The sequence below is a fragment of the Thermoplasmata archaeon genome, assembly GCA_038874435.1.
Taxonomy (GTDB): domain Archaea; phylum Thermoplasmatota; class Thermoplasmata; order Lutacidiplasmatales; family SKW197; genus SKW197.
This window is the reverse complement of sequence record JAVZCK010000010.1, coordinates 62085-84896: the sequence shown is the minus strand read 5'-3', so window position 1 is coordinate 84896 and position 22812 is coordinate 62085. Positions and strand designations below refer to the sequence as shown.

General features: G+C 43.4%; 22 protein-coding genes. 11 read left to right on the top strand and 11 right to left on the bottom strand.

The genetic code is table 11. From position 1 onward, the window contains the following. Both QXD64_05515 and QXD64_05510 read right to left on the bottom strand, forming a co-directional pair. The coding region (locus QXD64_05515) for a hypothetical protein (protein ID MEM3396772.1) at positions 1–180 on the bottom strand (180 nt) is incomplete at its 3' end. Then, on the bottom strand, positions 177–230 hold the full coding sequence (locus QXD64_05510) for a DUF2080 family transposase-associated protein (protein ID MEM3396771.1): 54 nt from the start codon (positions 228–230) through the stop codon (positions 177–179). The genes QXD64_05510 and QXD64_05515, both read right to left, overlap by 4 nt. 290 nt (positions 231–520) lie before the next feature. Here QXD64_05510 and mutL point away from each other — a divergent pair, with 290 nt between their 5' ends. From mutL to QXD64_05485, 5 genes are all read left to right on the top strand, one after another. After that, positions 521–2227: a DNA mismatch repair endonuclease MutL gene (mutL, locus tag QXD64_05505; GenBank protein MEM3396770.1), complete on the top strand. Its 1707-nt coding sequence runs from the start codon at positions 521–523 to the stop codon at positions 2225–2227. A 76-nt stretch (positions 2228–2303) separates the two neighbouring features. Next, complete coding sequence (locus QXD64_05500; protein MEM3396769.1) at positions 2304–3569, top strand: MFS transporter; 1266 nt, start codon at positions 2304–2306, stop codon at positions 3567–3569. A 135-nt stretch (positions 3570–3704) separates the two neighbouring features. Beyond that, complete coding sequence (locus tag QXD64_05495) at positions 3705–4220, top strand: hypothetical protein (GenBank protein MEM3396768.1); 516 nt, start codon at positions 3705–3707, stop codon at positions 4218–4220. Continuing rightward, positions 4168–5967: a YgiQ family radical SAM protein gene (locus QXD64_05490; protein ID MEM3396767.1), complete on the top strand. Its 1800-nt coding sequence runs from the start codon at positions 4168–4170 to the stop codon at positions 5965–5967. Before QXD64_05495 ends, QXD64_05490 begins: the two co-directional genes overlap by 53 nt. A 38-nt stretch (positions 5968–6005) precedes the next feature. Then, positions 6006–6728: a 4-phosphopantoate--beta-alanine ligase gene (locus tag QXD64_05485; GenBank protein ID MEM3396766.1), complete on the top strand. Its 723-nt coding sequence runs from the start codon at positions 6006–6008 to the stop codon at positions 6726–6728. On the opposite strand, the gene QXD64_05480 is transcribed toward QXD64_05485, so the two are convergent. The 4 genes from QXD64_05480 to QXD64_05465 form a co-directional block, all read right to left on the bottom strand. After that, positions 6725–7306 (bottom strand): transcriptional regulator, encoded by a 582-nt coding sequence (locus QXD64_05480; protein MEM3396765.1) that lies wholly within the window; start codon positions 7304–7306, stop codon positions 6725–6727. The genes QXD64_05485 and QXD64_05480 overlap by 4 nt on opposite strands. Before the next feature lie 63 nt (positions 7307–7369). After that, positions 7370–8269, bottom strand: a complete 900-nt coding sequence (locus QXD64_05475; GenBank protein MEM3396764.1) for a radical SAM protein — start codon at positions 8267–8269, stop codon at positions 7370–7372. A 1-nt stretch (position 8270) separates the two neighbouring features. Then, positions 8271–9149 (bottom strand): NAD(P)/FAD-dependent oxidoreductase, encoded by an 879-nt coding sequence (locus tag QXD64_05470; protein MEM3396763.1) that lies wholly within the window; start codon positions 9147–9149, stop codon positions 8271–8273. 1 nt (position 9150) lies between these two features. Then, positions 9151–9795 carry an isochorismatase family protein gene (locus tag QXD64_05465; GenBank protein MEM3396762.1) on the bottom strand — a complete coding sequence of 215 codons (645 nt, stop codon included), beginning with the start codon at positions 9793–9795 and terminating at the stop codon, positions 9151–9153. 73 nt (positions 9796–9868) lie between these two features. On the opposite strand from QXD64_05465, the gene QXD64_05460 reads away from it, so the two are divergent. Beyond that, entirely contained in the window at positions 9869–10225 is a 357-nt protein-coding gene (locus QXD64_05460) for a roadblock/LC7 domain-containing protein (protein MEM3396761.1), read from the top strand. Between the two features lie 174 nt (positions 10226–10399). Next, positions 10400–12061, top strand: a complete 1662-nt coding sequence (locus QXD64_05455; protein MEM3396760.1) for a hypothetical protein — start codon at positions 10400–10402, stop codon at positions 12059–12061. 269 nt (positions 12062–12330) lie between these two features. Here the strand turns inward: QXD64_05455 and QXD64_05450 are convergent, their stop codons facing one another. Beyond that, the gene (locus tag QXD64_05450) at positions 12331–12813 is read right to left on the bottom strand and encodes an adenosine-specific kinase (protein MEM3396759.1); all 483 of its coding nucleotides are present in this window, start codon (positions 12811–12813) and stop codon (positions 12331–12333) included. A gap of 67 nt (positions 12814–12880) precedes the next feature. On the opposite strand from QXD64_05450, the gene hutI reads away from it, so the two are divergent. Further along, on the top strand, positions 12881–14104 hold the full coding sequence (gene hutI, locus QXD64_05445; GenBank protein MEM3396758.1) for an imidazolonepropionase: 1224 nt from the start codon (positions 12881–12883) through the stop codon (positions 14102–14104). Here the strand turns inward: hutI and QXD64_05440 are convergent. Next, on the bottom strand, positions 14101–14880 hold the full coding sequence (locus QXD64_05440; protein ID MEM3396757.1) for a DUF835 domain-containing protein: 780 nt from the start codon (positions 14878–14880) through the stop codon (positions 14101–14103). The genes hutI and QXD64_05440 overlap by 4 nt on opposite strands. A gap of 86 nt (positions 14881–14966) precedes the next feature. Between QXD64_05440 and QXD64_05435 the strand changes: the two genes are divergently transcribed. Then, positions 14967–16034 (top strand): NDP-sugar synthase, encoded by a 1068-nt coding sequence (locus QXD64_05435; GenBank protein ID MEM3396756.1) that lies wholly within the window; start codon positions 14967–14969, stop codon positions 16032–16034. 9 nt (positions 16035–16043) lie between these two features. Further along, positions 16044–16790 carry a hypothetical protein gene (locus QXD64_05430; protein ID MEM3396755.1) on the top strand — a complete coding sequence of 249 codons (747 nt, stop codon included), beginning with the start codon at positions 16044–16046 and terminating at the stop codon, positions 16788–16790. Here the strand turns inward: QXD64_05430 and QXD64_05425 are convergent, their stop codons facing one another. The 3 genes from QXD64_05425 to QXD64_05415 all read right to left on the bottom strand — a co-directional run bounded on the left by QXD64_05425 (position 16791) and on the right by QXD64_05415 (position 21509). Next, complete coding sequence (locus QXD64_05425) at positions 16791–17426, bottom strand: RNA 2'-phosphotransferase (protein ID MEM3396754.1); 636 nt, start codon at positions 17424–17426, stop codon at positions 16791–16793. 172 nt (positions 17427–17598) lie between these two features. Continuing rightward, entirely contained in the window at positions 17599–20250 is a 2652-nt protein-coding gene (locus tag QXD64_05420; GenBank protein MEM3396753.1) for a tetratricopeptide repeat protein, read from the bottom strand. 368 nt (positions 20251–20618) lie between these two features. Continuing rightward, a complete protein-coding gene (locus QXD64_05415) occupies positions 20619–21509 on the bottom strand; it encodes an NAD(P)-dependent oxidoreductase (GenBank protein MEM3396752.1) in 891 nt (296 codons plus the stop codon). 52 nt (positions 21510–21561) lie between these two features. Between QXD64_05415 and QXD64_05410 the strand changes: the two genes are divergently transcribed. Then, the gene (locus QXD64_05410) at positions 21562–22788 is read left to right on the top strand and encodes a pitrilysin family protein (GenBank protein MEM3396751.1); all 1227 of its coding nucleotides are present in this window, start codon (positions 21562–21564) and stop codon (positions 22786–22788) included. Positions 22789–22812 lie beyond the last annotated feature (24 nt).

Below are 22812 nucleotides of genomic sequence, written 5' to 3'. Positions count from 1 at the left end.
GGAATCTGCTAAAGAACTTACAGTTTCTACATATGTATTGGTCATAGCCGATTTGAGAAGTGGTAGATCGTAGTGAAAACCTGAGAGCGTGTTGGAATATGGTTTGAGTTCAAGTGCTCTATCAACACAGGTATCTAAGGTTTTGAGCATCCGATAGTATCTATCATGTAGTTCTGTCAAATTATCACCAGATAAACAGTTCTTCCAAGATGTTCTTTGGGGCAATCAATCTTGGCGCTGGTGTCGAAAGGCGTTACTTTCAGTGCATCGGTGGAATTTTGAAAGACCCGTTTGAAAATTTATAAGAAAAATGCAGCAAGTGGTTTGCATACTGGCATCAATTTTTGAATTTTAGACAGTATCGTTCGGAGATAATAGTCCGTAACTATGTCTGCACAGCCCTATTTGTTTTGCATTTTTGTTCAGATTTGGAATTAATTGAATGTTTGGTTATGGTATCAGTGTGGCTTTTGATACCACGAAAGCGAACCATTTAATACTTTGAGTTCATTCTTTGTCCGTGCAGAAAATCAGGGTATTGGACGAGGACCTCATCGGAAAAATTGCAGCAGGGGAAGTTGTGGAAAATCCCGCTTCTGTGGTTAAGGAGCTCATTGAAAATGCAATAGATGCAGGAGCCACAGAAATTCGGGTTGAGATTGAGGCAGGTGGAAAGAAAAAGATAAAGGTAATGGACAATGGATGCGGAATGAGTGCAGAGGACGCCAGGATTGCCTGGCAAAGGCATACCACGAGCAAGATTGTATCTTCAGATGACCTTTTTGGGATAAGAACACTGGGATTCAGAGGCGAGGCACTTGCAAGCATTGCTGCAGTTTCTAAATTGACAATTCTTACGAGAGATGAATTTTCTGATACGGGAATAGAACTCCAGATTGAGAATTTGCAAATCAAAAGCGAGAGAATGGTTGGAATGAACAGAGGCACAACAATAATTGTTACGGACCTTTTTTACAATGTGCCAGCAAGGTTGAAGCATCTGAAGAGCGATAGAGTTGAGCTTCTCAAAATTATGGATGTGATTGTCCGTTATGCAATTGCCTATCCAGAGATTGCCATTCATTTTTCCACAGAGAAAGGACCAGTGCTTAACAAGAAGCCAGAGAATGATGAGCGGGCTGGGCTTGTGCCTGTAATCGGGCTTCAGAATGCAAGGGCATTGATGCCCATTCGTTTCAAGAAGGACTCTGTAGAAGTTAGTGGCTTTATTTCAAAGCCAGAAGTGCAGAAATCCTCATCCGACTACATTTATCTCTATGTAAACAAGCGTTGGTTTTACTCAAAAATCCTTGTAAACGCAGTGCGAGACGCCTATGCCGAGCATTTGATGAAGGGCAAGTATCCAGTTGCTCTGATTTTTATTCAGGTGCCTTATGGCGAAGTAGATGTGAATGTGCATCCTGCAAAAACAGAGGTACGATTTCTCAATGAAAAAGCAGTGGTTGAAACAATGGTTGCTGCGGTAAAATCCGCACTCCTAAGAGAGAAAGAATACCACGAAGTGATGCGGGAACTACATGGGATAAGTGAGGAATCGAAGCTACCTACTTTAGAAAAGAACCCAGAGAAACCGCTCGTTGCGAAAGAGGCGATTGTGGAGTATGCTGCCCAACACCATGCGGAGCCATTTACTGAAGAGCCAAAGAAAAAAATCCGGGTGCTGGGACAGGTGCTCAATTCCTACATTGTGGCAGAGATTGACGAGGAACTTGTTGTAATTGACCAGCATGCTGCATGTGAAAGGATTGCCTATGAGAAGCTGCGAAATTTTGAGAAGGTTATGAAGCAAAATCTCCTAACGCCAATTGTGGTGGAACTCTCACCCAAGGAAGCAAAGACATTGCTGGAATTTCGTGAATTGCTTACCACGCTTGGATTTGAGATAGAGGATTTCGGGACAAGAACATTTACTGTGAGAAGTGTGCCTGCAGTAGGCCCAGCAATTGCATCGAAGGAAAGCATCAGGGAAATTCTCTCTGATTTGAGTGAGGGAAAATTCAAGGATGCAGAGGAGCGAATAGAGGCAGTGCTCAAAACCATTGCCTGCAAGTCCTCTGTTAAAGCAGGAGAACCACTGAGCTTTGAGAAAATGTATGAAATTCTTAAACGGCTGTATCGATGTGCACTACCTGACAACTGTCCACATGGAAGGCCAACTGTGCTGAGATACACAAGGAAGGACTTGGATAGAATGTTTTTGAGGTGAATGCTCTGGAAAATAGAAGGTAAAATTTCCCCAATCAATTGCCTTATATACTTCCAACATTTGCATAACAATGCAAATGTCTGCAAAGCAAGAGCTTGAAAGAATAGGCAAAAGAAATCTCTACATTCTTGCAGTGGTTGGAGGAGTCATTAGCTTGGCTTTTGGGCTTTTCCTTCCGATATTGCCATTGTATGCCAAGCATCTCGGTGCTGATGGACTTGGCGTTGGAATTCTCACATCCTCGTTCATGCTCACCCGTGCTTTAGTTGGGCCTTATGCAGGCAAGCTCTCTGACATGATGGGAAGGAAAAGAATTATTCTTTTCGGCACTTTCCTCTACGGCTTTCTCTCCATTCTTTATGTGATTCCAGACACATGGATTGGACTTGCAGTCATCCGTGCAATTCAGGGCATAGCATCTGGTGCTGTCTGGCCTGTAAGTGAGGCGTTGATCATTGACTCGGTAAAGCCAGAGAAGAGAGCAAGAGCAATAAGCATCTTCATAATCTCCTCAAACATTGGTTGGATTGGAGGTCCAGTTCTAGGAGGCACGCTTTCACAGATTGGGGTTTCTCTCTATCAGATGGACCTGTTTGAGAGCTATAAAATTCCGTTCTATTTTACCGCGATTTTCTCCTTTGTCTGCGTAGGGCTAGTGGCTTTCGGAACCAAGGATGTGTTGCACCCGCAGAATAATAAGAACGGAAATGGGAACGATGTAGTGGTCCCAGAAGAAAACAGAAAAATGCTGAATGTGCTTTACATTAACTCATTCCTTGTTGGGTTGTGCATGGGGCTTGGCAGTGCGGTCTTTGTGCTTTATGCGAACGATGTTTTCGGACTTTCTGCCTTTGTAATTTCAATAATTCTCACGGTGGGAATGGGCGGAGGGATTGCCTTTGCCTATCCTGCTGCGATGCTTGCAGATAAACGCGGGAGAAAGAAGATAATTGTTGGTACTGGCCTATTGCGCTCCGTCACGAATCTTCTGATGCCCACTGCACCTTCACCTCTGGCAATGGCTTCTGTGATGACTGTGCGAAGCATAGGTATCCAGTGTGCAGACGCTCCGATGCGAAGCTTGCAAGCAGATATTATTCCCAAAGAGCTGCGAGGTAAACTGGTCGGAACAATGCAGAGTTTTAACAACATAGGTGCGATTGCTGGGCCAATTTTGGGCGGTTTGCTCTATGATTTTATGGAAAATACCACATACTGGTTTTATGTGATTCCCTTCTTTGCGAAAGGCCTGCCGTTTTTCCTCTCGGGAGTGTTGGGAATAATAGGTATTCTTCTGATATGGAAATATATAGATGAGAGGAAAATAAGAAAGAATCCATAAAAGCAATACCCATGGAACCCCCCATATAAGAAAAGGTTGGCAGGCAGAGCCAGAAGGGATGGGATGCACTTGGTTTCTATTTGCCTGCCACTATACATATAGGCATGGGAATATTTATATTTTTCTTTCATATCCATGCATGTGATAGTCATGGCAGAAAAGGACGAAATTGCAGAAGCCAGAGAAAAACGGGTTTTTCAGCAGGAATATACAGATATAATCAAGCTCAGAACGCTCGCAGCAAAATGTGAGAAAAAGGCAGGCAAACTCTACAAGAAAGCAACAAAATACGAAACTAAAGCCACAAAGTGCATGACAAAATCCGTCATTCTTAGGGAGAAGGCAAAGAAGGTGAGTGAGAAGACCAGAAAACATGAGGCAAAAATATCTGAGTATGAGGCGCAGCTCGGCACTGCAGACCCGATTAAAACAAGTAAGCTCCGATTAAAGATTACAAAGGAAAAGGAAAAAATTGCAAAAATTCATGCAAAGGTAAAGAGCATAGAGGAAAAGGCGGCAAAATACACTGAAAAGGCAGCAAACTTCAAGCAGAAAAGTGCAATGCTTATAGAGGAGAGCAAGCGGTGGAAGGCGGAGGCTGACGACTATACTCGCAGAGCTGATAAACTCCAGAAAGCTACCGCAACCTAAGTATCTTCCTGTTTCTTCTGAGGAAGCTAGAAAGTGTTACGGTTCTGAGGAACTTGATGTTATTCTTGTTACTGGTGATGCCTATGTTGACCAGCCGAGTTTTGGTGTTGCAATCATAGGAAGGGTGCTTGTTGCCCATGGTTATAAGGTGGGCATAATTCCACAACCCGACTGGCGGAACATAGAAGATTTCGAAAAGCTGGGAAAGCCCCGCCTGTTTTTTGGGGTTACTGCGGGCTGCACCGACAGCATGGTGAGCAATTACTCGCCGTCAAGGCGGAAGCGGCAGGTGGATGATTATTCCCCTAATGGAGTGGCTGGTAAGAGGCCAGACAGAGCTACAATTGTTTATGCTCATGCAATAAGGAAGGTCTGGAAGAATGTGCCAATTGTGCTTGGAGGCATAGAAGCAAGTTTGCGGAGATTTGCGCACTATGACTACTGGGATGACTGTGTTAGACAGAGCGTGCTTGCAGATGCACATACAGACCTGCTCGTGTATGGTATGGGTGAATTGCAGGCGGTGGAGATTGCCATGCAGTTTGAAAGTGGCAATAAAGTTGACACGATTACAGAGGTTCCAGGCACTGTACGCAAAACTATGGAAAAACCTGCGGATGCACTAGAGCTTCCCTCTTTTGAGGAAGTGGCAAATTCAAAGCAGAGATATGCAGAGGCATTCGTGACAATAATGAAAAACAATTATCCTAGTGCAAAAAAATTAGCCCAGCAACAGAGCAAAACATGGGTTGTGCAAAATCCACCAATGCGTCCTTTGAGTCAGGAAGAACTGGACTGGGTGTATTCTTTGCCATTCACCAGAAACAAGCATCCATGTTATGGAAAACATCAGATTCCAGCAGAAAAAACCGCAAAATTCTCAATAGTGAGCCATAGAGGTTGTTTTGGCAATTGTGCTTTCTGTGCTATTGCCTTTCATCAGGGAAAGCTGGTGGTATCCAGAAGCGAAGCATCAATAATTGCAGAAGCACGTGCACTTGCTTCCCACAGGGAATTCCGTGGCACAATAGTGGATGTAGGAGGGCCATCTGCAAACATGTATGGGATGAAGTGCAGGAATGGAGAGAAAGCTATCTCTTGTCAGCGTTCGTGTTTGTATCCCACAATTTGCCAGAATCTTGATACCCGCCACGGACCTCAGATTCAACTATTAAAGAAGCTTCGGAATCTTCCTGCTGTAAAGCATGTTTTCGTTCAGTCGGGCATCAGATTTGACCTTGCCCTTGAAGATAGGCAATACATTGAGGAACTCTGCAGATACCACATCAGTGGACAGCTAAAAATTGCACCTGAGCATATAGAAAAGGAAGTCACGGATGTGATGCGGAAGCCAGATGGAAAAAAATTTGAGGACTTTCTCAAGGTGTTTGAAGGAATAACAACTAAAATTGGAAAAAGACTATACATTGTTCCGTACTTTATGGCCTCTCATCCTGGCTGTGAGTTAAAGCACATGTTGTCCCTTGCTAAATTCATAAAGAAACTTGGCTTTTTCATAGAGCAGGTGCAGGAGTTCACGCCCACGCCAGGCACACTTTCAACCTGCATTTACTATACTGGCTTTGACCCTTACACAGGCAAGAAAGTGTATGTGCCAAAGGGAGAGGAGAGAGCAGTCCAGAGGGCTTTGCTTCAGCTGGGTAATAGAAGAAACTTTGCAATCGTGAAAAAATATTTTGAGAAACATGGGAAGAAATTGATAGGGGAGCTGGAAGCGTCGCCTTGATGGTAGCCTTAATATATCTCTCCATCCTTCCATTTCCCATGCAAATCCCAAAGAGCCATCCAAGGTATGTCTCGCTCCTCCTAAGAGAGAAGATAATAGAGGGCTGGAAGGAGGGAGTGGTTGCCGATGCTGGGTTGCTTGCCCATGGGAGAGGTGAAGCATTCGACTATCTTATTGGTGAGAGCACCCAGCCATTTGCAATCCTCGCCATGAAGTATGCCCTTCACAGGATGAAGAGGGCGAAAAATTCTGTAATATCGGTTAACGGGAATGTATGTGCGCTTTGTCCCAAGGAAGTTGTGGAACTGGCTAAAGCTACAAATTCCAAGCTGGAAATCAATCTTTTCTATCGCACGGAGGCAAGGGTGCAGAAAATTGCTGAGAAATTGAGGGAGGCAGGAGCGGTTGAAATTTATGGTGTTAATCCAGATGCAAGCATTCCAGGGTTGGAGCATGCGAGGGCTCTCTGTTCTAGGGAAGGAATGTATGCCGCAGATGTTGTGTTTGTTCCACTGGAAGATGGAGACAGAGTTGAGGCATTGAAAAAGATGGGAAAGTTTGTAATTGCGCTTGACCTCAATCCGCTTTCTAGAACGGCAAGAAGTGCTGATGTGACCATAGTTGACAATGTGGTGAGGGCTATCCCGAAAATGCTGGAGATGTTGAAGAATGGAGAAAATCTGGAAGTTGAGGGGTATGATAACAACGCAGTGCTGAATGAGGCAAGGCAAAGAATCTGGAAAGTGCTTTCAAAACTCTAAACAAAATTCTCCTCAAAAAACTTCATCGTTTCCTCATGAAAATTTCTATCATGCATGATTGCGTAAAGGATTAGAATGGTCTTCAGACGCCATGCTCCTTGGGGTGAAAGCGAAATATCGGGGGGGATTTTTTCTAATAACTGGGCAATCTGAATCTCGCTTCGCTCGATAAAACGGAGAAGTCTCTCCCCTGCCTCCCCGTCCAATCTCTTCATAATTCCCATCCCATAGAAGATTTTGGCCAGATTTTCTGCTTGGTGCTTTCTGAATTCAAGATGAACATGACTTTCCTTCTTTTCCTCAAGGTCGGGTGAGAGGAGGAAAACGCTAGCAGTTCTTGCATAAACTTTTTCAGGGATATGGCTCTTTTTTCGCTCACCAGCCACATAAATAAGCCCCGCAGACAATAATTTCTCTATGTGCCTATAAATTGTGGATTGGTCTTTCTCAAGAATGTCCACAAGCTGGGACACAGTCATGTTATTCACAGAGAGCAGCGATAGAATTTTCCTGCGGGTCTCTTCAAGTGCAACCTCTATTGTTTCAGGGTCTCTTATCACTTTGACTTCCTGTCGCATTTTTATCCCAATTCCCATATGCCTTCATGGGTTATAATTTTTTTTATAGAGGCCAAAAACTCTTCAGCAGTTTGCCCCATTCCACATTTTCACAAACTGGCCACAATTACTCCCAATCTCAATTTCCTCTTTTGCTCCTATGCTCACAATCACATCAAATCCATACTCTCTGAATTTTTCCGAGAGTTCAATTCTAGGCACACCCTCAAATTCAATCATTGATTTGAGTCCGTTCCTCTCTGCGGTTTTTGTTGGATTCACCGGCGTAATTTTTATAAGAAATTTATCAGGGTTAAAGAGTTTTGCAATGACCTCAGGCTCAACAGGCACATTTTTTGCAAGTGCAAAGTTAAGATTGATTTTTCTGTCTGTCTTGTCCCAATAGCGCTCACCGAATGCTGCAAGTTCCTCAAGTTTCATTTTCTTTATGGGCATAAGGTAGTCCCTCACCTTCTCATCAGTGGAATTAACAGAGAACTGAAGCTGAAATTTTCCATTTCTGTAATATTCATCCTTGATTTCAGCAATTCTCACCAGATTCTGATAACTCGCAGTGGGTGCTGTTGTAGCAATGCAGGCCATCGGCATATTTGGTTTACAAACTTCTGAAAGTTCGAGAAGGGACTCGATTACATAAGGATTCAGTAATGGCTCGCCCATCCTTGCATAGTGTACCTTCAGTTTCTCAGTTTTCATAAAATTCCTTGTATTCAAAACATGCTTCACTTGGGCAAGTAACTCTTCTTTCGTTAAATTTCCTTGAAAACTACCCCCAGCATCACACAACCTGCAATTTACCGGACAACCGAACTGGGTGGAAATATTGATGCACCATTTTTTCTCTCTAGGAATACCTGGTTCTACTGAATCCACAAATTCTACAAGATGGTTTGGGGAATTTCTAAATCTTGCAAGGTAAATCCATGCATTCTCCTCTTTGCCCTTCCTTGCTAGAACTTCCATTTCATTCACCTCTCAAAAACTTTGCAGCGAGCACTGCTGCTTGCATCCCACTGCCCAATGCAGTTGAGAGATATCTTGCATTCGGATTGAGAAAGTCGCCTGCAGCATACATGCCACGGCATAACTCATGCGAGATTAATTTTTTTCCCTCAAGTTTTCTTTTGAGTTTCTGCGGAAAGATGGATAGCTCCCTTTCCTTCCCTATGCAAACAAGAAGCTTGTCGCTTTCAATTATCTGCCCGTTCTGAAGTTGGATTTCCACTCTTTTCTCTGTTAAAATTTGCCTTATTTTTACACCTTCAAAGATTTGGATCTTAGGATTTTCCCGTGCCCTTTTGACCAGCGGAGCAACTGCTTTCAGTTTACCTCTTGCGATAATGTGGACTTTTTCCGCATTGCCAGCAAATCTCTGTGCAGCATCAAATGCAGCATCGCTACCACCGATTATGGTGAGTGTAGAACCAGCCGCCTCTCCAACATCCCTTGCCCTGTAAAACACATTTTTCTCATCTTTAAGCCCCGGATATTTTTTCGGCACCAGCCCACATGCGATGATAACACATTTTGCTCTCAAAACTCTTTCCTTTCCAACAACGACGAATTCTGACTTTCTCTTCTGGATTTTAATTACCCTCTCTTTTACAATCTCTATTCCATGGTTTTCTATGCTCTCTTCTAAAGATTTTATAATTTCTGGTGCTGCGACTGCGCCCCCACACACAGGCAGATTTTCTATTATGCTTGCATCGTTCAGTGCACCGCCCACCTTTTCTGCTTCCACGCCAGCAACAGAGAAACCCTCTCTTTTCAGATGAATACTTGCAATCACGCCAGCAGGCCCAAGGCCAATCACGACCACATCATAGTTAGCATTCACCATCTTACTTTCCTCCAAGGACTTCCTTTGTGCTTACAACTCTGGCAAAACCATGGCTGAGGTTGAGCAGAGTGGCAAAGTGAAGTTGCTCGTTATATGTAGCGGTAGCATCAGCAATTAAAAAAACCTCGTAGCCATGCACAAAGGCATCCCTTGCCGTGGTTTCGCAGCAGAGATTCGTTAGCAAGCCAGTGATATACACTCTTTCAATGTGGTTCTTTTTAAGCAAAGTTTCGAGTTTTGTCTTGTAAAAAGCAGAGTATGTATGCTTTGAAACTACCTTGCCTCTAAGTTTTATCCTTGCATCAATTTCCGAAAGTGGATTGTCTTTAAATAGTCCGCTTTCCCACCATTTCAGCATAATGGAGTTTTCTGCATCAATGTGTCTGGTGTAAACCACAAGTTCTGTGTTAAAGCACTCCACCAACCTGTTAATATTCTGGAGGGCTACATCTACAGAGGGAACAAATGCATGGGAATCTGCGTGTGTGAAATACCTTTGCATGTCTATCACCAGAAGCGCTGCAGACCTTCCGCTATGTTGTCCGAAAATTACTTTCCTTCTTCCTCTAGCTCCAGCAAGTGATGAAAGCCAGAAATTGACTTTTTCCTCAGCATTTTCAGATGTCAGATACCTTTCCTTATGCATCAAATAAGGGATAACCTTTACCACCATAAACCTTATGAATAACCTAGTAATTAGGGTTATGAGCGTGTAAGATATGCCAAACATACCGATGGTAGAAAGTGTGCTTAACGACCTCAAAGCCAGGGAGCATGTAAAGGACGCCTTGGTGGTCTCCAGAAGTGGAATGCATATTGCTGGTTCTCCTCCACCAGGGGCACACCTCGAGACCTTCGTGGCCATGTCAGCAATTCTGTTGGGTGCCGCTGAAACTGCGACTTCAGAGTTAAAAGAGACGCTACACTATCTAGCGATAAACCTGAAGGACACAAAGGTTCTGATATTCAGTGCGGGGCCGAAGGCACTTTTGGTGACAAGGGTTGCTGCCGATGCTGCGGATACCCTGCTCCCCGTGCTCAGTGAGTCTGCGAAGAAGTTGCAGGGGATGCTGTAACTAAAGTTTCTCGTGGTTTTTTTACATCTATTAATTCTGGCTATCGTTTTTTTTAACTGTTCACTATTAACTGTAGTTTCCTAAAATACCCTTCTGGTGCATGGTCATTACACCGTAATATTTAAAAATAAAGAAGTAAATCGTTCATACAGAAATAAATCTGAGGTGAAAAAAATGAACAACATGAAAATGTTGGGTGTAGGGCTTGTGGTGGGGATAGCAGTGATGATGTGCTTCACAGCTTTTGGCTCTATTGGTGTGAATGCACAGCCAGCGATTGTGAACAGGGCTTTTATAAAGGCCACAGCTACTGAGTATCAAACCGCGCTTGATACAACGGTAACAGGTTGGTCGAGCAGTGGAAATGCTCAGTGGGTAATTACAACTACAGGAGCATATTATGGTGGCTCCTGCGCAAAGAGCGGTGTGATTTCTCACAGTCAGCAGTCAAAACTCACTGTGACTGTGACAGGCCCGGGCACACTTACATTCTATTGGAATGTGAGTTCCGAATTAAATTATGATTTCTTAAGATTCTATATAGATGGTGTAGAAAAGGCGAGAATAAGTGGCACAACAAAGGTGTGGGAGCAGAAAAGCTACTCCATTACATCTGGCACACATACATTGACCTGGAATTATACAAAAGATGCAAGTGTGAGCAAGGGCAGTGATTGTGGCTGGCTTGACAAGGTTACATACACAGGAAGTGGTGGAGGCACAACTGTGAGCATTGGAGAGGCAGTGGATAACACACAACTGAGCTGGACCACGGGAGGTAATGCGAACTGGTTTGGACAGACCTCAACCTACTACAATGGTGGAGATGCGGCCCAGAGTGGTGTAATAAGCCATAACCAGGTATCCTATGTGCAGACATCTATTACTGGACCTGGAACCTTGACCTTCTACTGGAAGGTAAGTTCTGAATCAAATTACGATTTCCTGATTTTCTACATAGATGGCACTGAGCAGGTGAAGATCAGTGGTGAGAAGGGCTGGGAGCAGAAATCCTTTACAATTGCAACAGGCACCCATACAGTTCAATGGAAGTATTCCAAAGATGGAAGTGTGAGCAGTGGCAGTGATTGCGGCTGGCTCGATAAGGTAGAGTTCACCTCTGGTGGTGGCGGTGGTGGCACAGGCACAACAAGATATGCAGTAATTTTCGGAATCTCAGATTACAAGGCAATCTCAGATCTGAGCTACTGTGATGAAGACGCAAATTCCTGGTATGATTATCTCACAGGAAAGGGATACTCTAGCAGCAACATTCTCCTGCTCGGTGATAAGACAAACTCCTACAAGAAGTATGATGGCGTTGCAAGTGAGACAAACATCAAGAATGCAATAAACTACTTCATCTCGCAGGCAGATGAGGACGATATTCTTGCGATAATTTCAAGTGGGCACGGAGATAAGTCAAGCAGTACAAGTCACTTCATCTGTGCCTGGGACTGCGGTGCCGGCGAAAACGGTAACGATGGGTATCTCTATGATACAGAACTTGCGGACATGGTGAAGAATGCAAGGTGCAAGGTATTTATCTTCGTGGATAACTGCAGAAGTGGTGGCATAATCCCAGAGATAAGTGCACTATCAAATGCCAACAAGATTTACATGACCACAACCTGTGGGCCAAACGGCTATGGCTACGACGAGCCAAACTATAGCCATGGTGCCTGGACATACTGGTTCCTCGTATCTGGACTTATGAGCAAGGGCTACACGAACATGGAGGACTGCTTCACCTATGCAGATGGACAGTACAACCCAGGCGGAGATGACGAGCCAAGGCAGTTCGATGGCGATTCAAGTACAAAATTTACTTTGTAAACACCCAACACCTTTTTTATTTTTTGTTTTTTTGAATTTAGCCAGTGTTTATTTCTCTAAAGCAAAAGTTTTTCTACAATCTTCCGTGCATTTTCAAAATCCGTTTTTTCTCTCACAGAATACAAAATTTTTTTTCCGTCCTTTTTCAGAAACTAGATGTTAGTCCCAAACCTGCTGAAATTGATTCTCTTTATTGTTTCTTCCGGAGTGTTTCGCTCTAATTCCTGTTCAATATATGTGAGAAGTACAGGGTCTACCATCCTTTTCCTCTATTTCTTATACCCTATCTTTCTGAGAAAATCGTATCTCCAGTCCTTTCCTGCCTGGTCTTCAATTCCTTTTGGCGAGGAACCATCAATCACTCCCAGAATTCCTCTGCCCTGGCTTGTTTCTGCAACCACCACTTGGAGTGGATTTGCAGTTGCAGCCACTATATGACAAATCTCTGGCACATTTTTGAGGGTGTTGAGAATGTTTATCGGATACCCCTCCTTAATAAGAAGCACAAAAGTATGCCCAGCTCCGATGTCCATTGCATTTTTTGCTGCAATTTCCATCAATTTTTCGTCATTACCATCGACACGAACCAAGCATGCACCAGATGCTTCGCAAAACGCAAGCCCAAATTTCATGTTGGGATTTGTGTTCACAATTGCTTCATAGATGTCTTCGACCGTTTTTATAAAATGGGTTTGTCCTATTATGATATTTGCATCCTTCGGGATGTCCATACTTACCACACGCATTTTCAGGTCCATTTTTGTCGCCTCCTTCGTGTTCCATAATTACCATTAAGTATTTTAGTTTATTCTCTCAACCATGAAACTCCTAATTAAAAATGCAGGACAGTTGCTTACAGTTGCCTCTGATGGCAAGCCAAAAAAAGGGGCAGAAATGACAGAGCTGGGCATTATCAAAGATGGGGCATTAGTTGTGGAAGATGGTGTGATTGTTGATGTGGGCAAAACAAAGGATTTTGGTGAAGGAAGCTATGATGAGGTTCTTGACGCAAAATGCAAGGTTGTGATGCCTGGTTTTGTGGATGCTCACACCCACCTTGTGTTTGCAGGCACCAGAGAGCAGGAAATTTCCCTCAAAATCCAGGGTTTGAGTTATATGGAGATTTTAAAACGGGGTATGGGGATTCTCAGCACAGTAAAAAAGACCAGGGCTGCGAGCATTGAGGAACTTGTGGAGATTGGGAAGGCCAGAGTACTTGAAATGCTATCTCATGGAACAACCACAATTGAGGCAAAGAGCGGTTATGGGCTTGAGAGGAACGCTGAGATAAAAATACTTGAAGCCACAAAAAGGATTGCTGAAGAGACGGGTATAGACATTGTGCCAACTTTTCTCGGAGCCCATGCGGTGCCACCTGAGTTTACAGATAGCAAAGAAAAGTATGTGGAGGAAGTTATTGCGATGCTAACTGAGGTTAAATCCCTTGCGAACTTCTGTGATGTCTTCTGTGAAAAAGGAGTTTTTGAGATAGAGGATACGCAAAGAATTCTGGAAAGTGCCAGGAAGCATGGTTTCGAACTTAAGCTTCATGCGGATGAGTTTGTCCAGCTTGGGGGTGCGGAACTTGCAGCAAGTTTGAGTGCAGTTTCAGCAGACCATTTGCTCATGGCGAGCGAAAGAGGGCTGAAAGCAATGTTAGATGCGGGCACAATCCCTGTGCTTCTTCCAGCCACACCCTTTACATCGTTTTTGAATGCATACCCTGACGCAAGAAAAATGATTTCGATGGGGCTTCCAGTCGCTCTAGCCACAGACCTTAACCCCAATGCCTACTGCCTGAGCATGCAGGTGGTGCTTTCGCTTGCTGTTTACAAGATGAAAATGCTGCCTGCGGAAGCAATTGCTGCAGCCACAATCAATGCGGCGTTTGCAGTGGGAATGGGGGAGAGGGTGGGAAGCATTGAAAGGGGGAAACAGGCAGACATAATAATTCTGGATGTGGCGAACTTCGAGCAAATTCCTTACATGGTGGGAAGAAACAATGTAGTGCATGTTGTGAAAAAAGGAAGAATTGTGGTTTAGTGGACAATGTCCATCTCATTTTTCAGTTTTTCAAATTCCTTAGCATCAAATGCACCAGGGTCTGCAGAAACGATAAAATACCCATTCTTGACTGCAATCTGCTCACAAATCCACTGAACCAATTTGAGAACTTTCGTAAAGTCCGTCTGGGTGACAAGGTAACTCAATCCATCAAGATAGATGAGGGGAGGTGCCGTGCTTGAAAGGTATTCCTGAACGATGCCTGTGATTTTGTTTATGTCCTGGGTTGTGGAAACCTCCTCGCAGATGGAAAGCCCTGTGGGTGTGTATTCATCGCCATTTTCACTGAGCCCTCCTTCTTTTTCTATTTTAGAAAGCCAGACGATTTTAAAACTTCTATCCTTCACATTTTCTTCCCGACCTGCAAGCAACTCTCTCGGCTTTCTTGTGAGACAGAGCACTGGAGTTTTTTTCTCATCTGCAATTTCAATAAGATAGTCCAAGCTTTTTGACGGTTTCTCCTCGCAGAAAAGGACACTCTGACCAGGCATCAACCCAAGCTCTCCCTCTTTGCTTTTCTTTTCTTTGCTTCCCTCTCTACTTTCTGCCTTTTCAATTTCGTTTGCAAAATCCAGCAACTCATTTACCTTGTTCGCACATTCTTTATCTAGCACACTCAACTTGCTGTTGAGGTAGAGCAGAAATTCTGTCATTGTTCTTGCCTGTCTTGCATATCTGCTCGCATCCTGAATTGCCTCTTCATAACCCAATTTGTAGATTGCTACGAGCACTGACTTTAGTTTTTCATCAACCATTAAAGGGAAATTCCATTCTCAATAGATAAAGTTTTGGGAGTATTCCACAACAACCCTTATATCTCTTCAATTCATTTCATCTGATTGTGCAGGCCGTGATTCTTGCAGCTGGTAGGGGTTCAAGGTTGCTTCCACTTACTCACCCCATCCCTAAACCCCTGATTCCATTCATGAACGAACCTGTTATTGATAGAATTCTACAGAGCTTTTTGCGACTTGGTGTTGAAAAATTTCTGGTGCTTGTGGACTACAGGAAGGAGCGTTTAATTCAACATCTTGAAAAATGGAAGGAAAAAGTGGAAATTGAAATAAGGGATAACAACATTCCATTCGGAACTGCTGGTGCGGTCAAACGCAATCTAGATTTGCTTGAGGAGCGGTTTTTTGTTTCATCCTCAGACCTCATCACGGACATCAACTTGCAGAAACTTCTGGATTTCCATTTTGAGAAGGGGAGCAAACTAACGGTGGCATTTTCAGAATCGGACGAGGTTTCCCACTACGGTATTGCCACGCTTGATGAGGATTCACGCCTGACAAGATTTGTGGAAAAGCCAAGAGAATCTGAGGCATTCTCCAACATCGTGAATGCCGGTATTTATGTAGTTGAAAAAGAGGTGCTTGAGCATGTGCCGGATAACACTGAATTTGATTTTTCCAGGCATCTATTTCCACTCCTCGTAGAAAAAAACTATCCAATCTTCGGCTACAGATTCAGGGAATACTGGAACGACATAGGCAGGCACAGTTCATACCTTTTTGCAACGAGAGATGCAATTGAGAAGAAGATTTCATTTAACAGTAAGTTCAGAGTTCGTTATGATGAGAAGGGACAGCTCTTTTACCCGGAAACTGCAAAAATTGGCAATGTAGTGATTGAGGGTTTTGTTGTGGTTGGTGATGATGTGGTGATAGGCGAGGGGTGTAAACTTTCGAACACGGTAATCTGGAATGGTGCAAAAATTCAGGAACGAACAAGCATCACTGAAACCATAATCGCTGAAAATGTGGAAGTCGGAAAAAACTGCAGGATAATGCCAGGCGTGGTGATTGGTGCCGAGAGCAAAATCGGTGATAATTGCGTCCTTGGGCAGAATTTAAAGCTATGGTGTGGCACCACTGTGAACCCAGGCACATTCCTGGTTGGTGAATGAGGTGATAAAATGAGGTTATATGCATGGAGGGAATATAATCCTCTTGAGTCCGTGTTGCTTGGCTGTGCAATTGGCACTTTCTTCGGAAAGGACAAAGTAATTGGTGTGGGCAGAGATGGGAAGCCAGTATGCAGGTTTGTGAGACGGGAAATAATCAGTGGCCTTGCCTCTACTGGCATAACAGCGTTTGATGTGCGTCTCGTGCCCAGCGTTGCCTTACGGCATGTGATCCAAGAGCAGGAAATTGATGCTGGTGTGTATGTTTCCTTCTTTGATGGTGAAATCCAGGTGCATCTATACGATGCTTCGGGAGAAAATGCTTCCGAGGAGGTAATCCAGCAAATTCTCGCAATAAAGAAGAGTGGAAAATTTACAAGGGTAGGAATAGAAGAACTCGGAACAACCACATATTATCCTAATGCAATGGAGGATTTTGTGAACTCGCTCCATAAAAAAATTGATTTTTGGAAAGAAATGAAGCTTCTTGTGGACTGTCAGGGTGACCCTGTAACATTCATAATAGAGCCCCTACTCAAAAAATACGGGATTGAGCCAGTCGTTCTGAATGCCTTCATCTCGGGTTATGGAAAAACGCCATCAGAAGACGTTTTCCTGGAGACGCTCCATAAAGAGAACTTTAGCTACGGTCTCAGGATTGATAGAGATGATACTAAGGGGATGTATGTGTATACCAGAAGAGAGAAACTGCATGTAAATAACTGGCTTGAGACCCTTGCTCTCCTCCGTAAACTTTAATCACTCCACCTTCGAGAGACACTCCCTTGGAATCTCATTCACAATGTAAACACTTTTGCCAGCTCGCATTATCTTATGCCCCATACTCACAGTTTTCTCAGTATCCACAACCAGAATCACAGGGTCTTCAATTCTTACCTTTCCTGCTTTCTCCGCATCCTCAAGTGTGCCGCTCAAATGCACCATTTTCCTGTCTGTGGGCTTGATGCCCGTCTCAAGCAGTATATCTGCCTCCTCTGGCGTAGATGGATAGTAGAGTTTCGGTGGAAGGTTATCTGTTGGTAGGTCAAGGTCAACTTCAAATGAATGGCCATAGGTCGCCCTGATTTTGGTGCCGTTGTACTGGTATCGGCCCTTTGGGTCGGTTTCAATCAGCCCTATAATGTGGTAGGTTCTAAGAAACCTGTACTGGCGGTGCCTTCGCTGCACTGCAGCTAGAAATGCCTTCAGGTCAACCCACCCATGCTCATCCATCTCCAACTTGTATCTATCTGGAAAATGTCTGAGCACACCAGCCAGCACCTTGCTAAGATGCTCTACCTCATCATCATTCAGCAGGAACTTGCCTGCATCTCCGCAGATGGGGCACTTTTCCCCCCTGAAAAACCCGTGTACTGAACAACTCCTCAACATCATAGATATCACCCTGAGATGTGATTTGTGAGCGCTTAACTTCTACATTCTGCAAATAGAGAGAATATTGTTCGTGTATAAATTATTTCCGAAATGGGTTAAGTGGTTATTCGAGCATGGTGAGAAGGAGTTTTTTCGGTACTGGCTTTGCCACTCGCTTTGGACCATTGACTAACTACTGAGTCCCCGATTCCATTTCCCTTCGCACCTTCGCAGCCCACACATTGTTCCCGCTCCTCTCAAAAAAAGCCAAAGCTTTCTCCTGCAACGCTTTGTCTTTACACACTTTCCCGAGCTCAAATATGGCCTTGTAATAACTAATAACAAGATTTCCTGTACCTTCATAAATTTCAATAGCCTTTTTTAGAACAGTTTCTGCCTCTGCGATTTTACCCTCTGCAGTAAGAAGAAGACCTGAAACATACAAAAATTTTGCCTCAAATGGCTTCAGACAAAGTTCCTCCACAACTCCCTTTGCTTCTTCAATTGTCTTATTGGCTGCAACAAAATTCTTCAACCCAACATAACATATTACAATGCCAAAGAGAGCGTTGCAAATTGTAATTTTCTCACCTTTCTCTTTTGCAAATGCAAGACTTTTTTGAAAAAATTCTATTCCGAGTTCAAAATCCCCTTTTTCGAGGTAAACCCAGCCAATGTTGTTGTAACTTGCCGCAATGCCCCATATATCTCCGATTTTCTCCGTTATTTCCAGGCTTTTTTTGTAGAACTCAAGTGCATTATCATACTCTCCTTTGTCGGTATAAACACTCCCAATGTTGTTGTAACTTATTCCAATGCCCCACGTATCTCCGATTTTCTCCTTTATTTCCAAGCTTTTTTTATGGAACTCAAGTGCATTATCATACTCTCCTTTATCATGATAAACATTGCCAACGTTGTTGTAGCTTGCTGCAATGCCACTCACATCCCCTATCTTCTCCAGTATCTCCAAGCTTTTTTTATGGAACTCAAGTGCATTATCAAACTCTCCTTTATCATGATAAACAATGCCAATGTTGTTGTAGCTTACTGCAAAGCCTCTTAAATCGCCTGCTTTCTCACGAATTGCTAAAGCTAGATTGAACCACTGAAGAGCCTTCTCATATTCCCCTAAATACCAGTAGCATCCCCCTATTCTATTCAATGCATTCCCCAATTCTTTCGTTGCGTTTACTTTCTCAAACACGATTTTGGCTCTCTCCTGCATCTCAATTGCGTTCCTGTAATCTCCTATTCGCTCATATACATAGCCCTTTGTACTCCATGCCATTGCCAGTTCTAACTCTGCATTGCTAGCAGGTAATTTTTTCGCTCCATTTTCAATCTCAATCAATGCCCTTTCGTAGTCGCCCTTATAGATGTAAATTTCCGCCTTCTTTATGTGGGTCTTTCCAGTCTCCACAGCATTGCCCAATATCAATCCTGTTCTTCTATCAAGCATTTCAATGGCCTCGTCGAACCTTCCTTCAAGTTCCAGCACCTCTGCCAAATCACCGAGGATTTCTACCTTCTGCCACACCTCTTCTTGTGTGTTACCAAGCATCTCAACCACTTCTTCAAGGAATTCAATTGCTTCTGTGTTTGCAAATCTTCTAGCTGCAGCTCTGCCTGCTTTAACTCCATACTCAATAAATTTTTCACGATTTCCTCCTTCCCGATAATGAGTCGCAAGTGTGTTCCAAAACCTCTCATCATTGCGATGCATTTCTTCAAGGATTTTCCCAGCCTTCTGATGCAACAATTTCTTCCGCATCCGACTTGTCTCACCACACACAACCTCATGCACAGTGTTGCTCACAAATCTATATCCCTCCTCAAACTCATGGCACTCAACCAGTATGTGCCGGTCTCTCAGCTCATCCAGTGCATCCAGGAGTTCCTCCTCAGTTAACTCTACAAGCCGCTTTAGGGCTTGATACTCAAATGCCTTTCCGAGAATTGCACAAGCCATGAGAACCTTCATTGCCTTCTCGCTTAATCTGGAGATTCGCAGTTTGATGAGACCCTTAACGCTCTCTGGCACCACCATCTTTTTAATTGCTTCCATCTCTTTTACATTCCCAGCCCTTAGTGCTGCCAGAAACTCAACAACAAAGAACGGGTTGCCAGATGTTCTTTCGTGAATGTATTTCCCGACCTCTTTTGCATTCTCAAATCCAAATTGTTTAACCATGCATTCAGTTTCTCTCTCACTGAAATTTCCAAGTCTTAAGGTAGTGTACATTCTTTCTATACTCATGTTTCTCAGCGTCTTTGCAAACACAGTGTTAGCACTAGCATACTCTTCAACATATGTTGCGACCACCAGAATTCTTTCCTTTCGCACATTTCTTGAAAGATAGTGAAAGAAGGCAAGGGTAGCAGAGTCTGCAAGATGCAAATCGTCAACCCAGAACAATACTGCTTGCTTTCTTGCAATTTCAACAAACTGCTTGAGCAAATACTCGAGCATTCTTGTTCTCTCTTTTGTCAGCCCATTCGGAGTTCTTTCTTCAACTTCCAGTGCCTGAAATCCTGCCAAACCCAATGGAACACACCCCTCTCCTTTCTCTCTAACTTTTTTTGCATAATTCTCAAGTGCTGTGAGCACAGGAAAGTATGCAGTTTCATCATTGCCAAGGCAAAAGGATGACAGCACAATAAAACCTTTGCTCTCGCAAAACTCTGCAAACTCCTCAGCAAGCCTTGTTTTACCAACGCCAACATCACCAGTAATCAAGATTGTGCTTCCCTTTTTGTCTTTTGTCTTTTCCATCGCCAATTCCATTGTTTTAAGTTCGAGTACTCGGTCTACAAATGTTGGTGGAAATCTTTTTGTTTTCATACTCTCAGTTCAGAGAGAGTTTTTTGATATTTAATTTATTCTGTGTGAATGCTAGATGTGTAGTCCTGAAAAAAATTCCCACTGCATTAAAGCTGAAACCTATTACCGCAGAACATGAAACTTATGCAAAAGAAAATAAGGTGGATAATAAAAAAGAAACAAGATGGTATGGGTAGAAGAGAAATTGTATTAGTGGAAAATAATTTTTGAAACACACGTTGCATTGTAGATTTTTGAAAGACCCGTCCGAGAACTCAGAAAAAACGCATCAGATAGGAAAGCCTACAGACATCAATTTTTGAATTTTAGTTAGATTCTTCCGAAGATACTGGTACAATAGAATTCCGTGAAGTGTTATGGGTGGAGAGCTATCCCCCTGCTTCAATTTGTTCTTTCAGGATTTTGAGTGATTCTTCAAGGCATTGAATTTTTCGCCCGATGAAACGCTCTGCTTTTGCTACAGAAAGACATGAATGAAGCCCTCGAGGAACATTCTGGTAATCCCTGCTTCTTACGGGCACGATCAGCTTTTCATCAAATCCGAAAATTTTCGCAATCTTCCTGCCAAGCTCCACCCTTGAAACGCAGTCCCGACCTGTAGTGTGAAAAACCCCCGAGCCACCTTTAAGGGCAATAGAGACAATCACATCTGCCGCTTCATCAGCAAAGGTGGGATTGCAGAACCTATCTTCAAAAAGCTCAATTCTTTTTCCTGCCTTTAGCGTTTCAATCATCCACATAATTACATTCTGACGGTGATGGAGAGAGCGTTTTCCATAAATTGTGGAGACACGACAAACAAGATTCTGTTTCTCCCTCAACACAATCTTCTCTGCTTCCAGTTTAGTGTGCGCATAAAAGTTTGGGGGATTGGGTCTATCCTCCTCGGTATAGGGCTCCTCCTTCCTCCCATCAAAAACTGCATCCGTTGATATGTAAACAAGCTTTGTTCCAGAGTTCTGGCATGCTCTAAACACATTTTCTGCACCACGCACATTCAGCGCAATTGCCTTCTCCCTGTTTTTCTCGCAAGCATCCACTTCTGTGTAAGCAGCGACAAGCACAGCGATATCTGGCATTACTTTCTTAAATCCATTTTCAACGTTTTCTGGCTCAGTTATGTCCATTTGAATTCTTTTTGCGTTTTCAATCTTAACTTCTTTGCTTGCAACTGTGTACCATGATTCTGCATGCCTCGTAGAACTTCGCACGATTCTATCGCCAAGGAGAGAGGAACCACCGATGACCAGAATTCTCATGTTCTCCCATAATCCACAAAAATATATATCCCTTGCCAATATCCTTGGATTGATGGACAGATACAGTGAAACCAAACTTGAAAATGGCATAAGAATCGTGACAGAGAAAATTCCCCATCTTGATTCCGCAACGGTGTGCGTCTGGATAATGTCTGGTGCAAGGGATGAAACTGGGGTCCCCCCAGGCACCGCCCACATGCTGGAGCACATGCTCTTTCGTGGTACTGGAAAAAGGAGCGGCGAGGAAATAAATCGGTTGATTGAGGGTGCTGGTGGAGAAATGAATGCAGTAACTGGTAGTGAGTACATGTGCTTTTATGCAGGTACTCTTAAAGAAAAGCTGGAAATGGCATTTGCCCTCCTTGCAGAAATTCTCACTGAGCCGTTGCTTTCGGAAGAAATTTTGGAAAGAGAGAAGCATGTAGTGTATGAAGAAATCCGCCTTCATGAAGAAAATCCAGAGAAGTTTATTTTCGATGCACTGAGAATGTGTTCATGGGGTGAAAGTGAGCTTGGAAAAATTGAAACTGGGAAAATTGAAGATGTGAAAAAGCAGAGGATAGAGGATTTAAAAACCTACATAAACAACCATTTCCTAACAAAAAATCTCCTTGTCTCTGCATCTGGAAATCTAGCACATGATAGGGTTGTAGAATGGGTGGAGCGCTATTTCAGGACTTTGAGAGAAGGAAGTGCTGAAAAGCAGAGAAAGAAACCAGAATTTCTTGGGATGGAAAAAGAATTTCATGGGGGCGAGGCACAGGCCCACATTGGTATTGGGTTTGAAGGCCTGAATTTTTCACATCCCGACCTATTTGCCCTTAAAGTTCTCAGCGTGTTGCTCGGTGGTGGTACAAGTTCTAGGCTTTACAGAACAATCCGCGAAAAAGAGGGGCTGGGTTACGCTGTCTTTACCCACACGCAGAGTTATGAAGATACTGGCTTACTAGGAATTTATGCAGGGGTTGCAACTAAAAACATAGAGAGGGGAAAACAGAGAATTTTGGAAGAAGTGAGACAGGTGTCCGAGGGGAGCATCAGTGAAGAGGAATTTCAAACGGCCAAAAACATGCTCAACGGTCTCTTCACAAGAAAACTTGAAACAAGTGAGGCACGGGCATTTGTGCTGGGTGAGTATGCAATGAGAACCGGAAAAATTGTAACGCTTGAAGAACTAAAGAGCAGAATTGAAAATGTAAAATTTGAGGATGTAACTAGAATCGCAAATAAACTTCTCAAGGCACGGTATTCATGTGCAGTAATAAGAAACCAAGAATAGTTTACGTAAAGAATGCGAGAACTA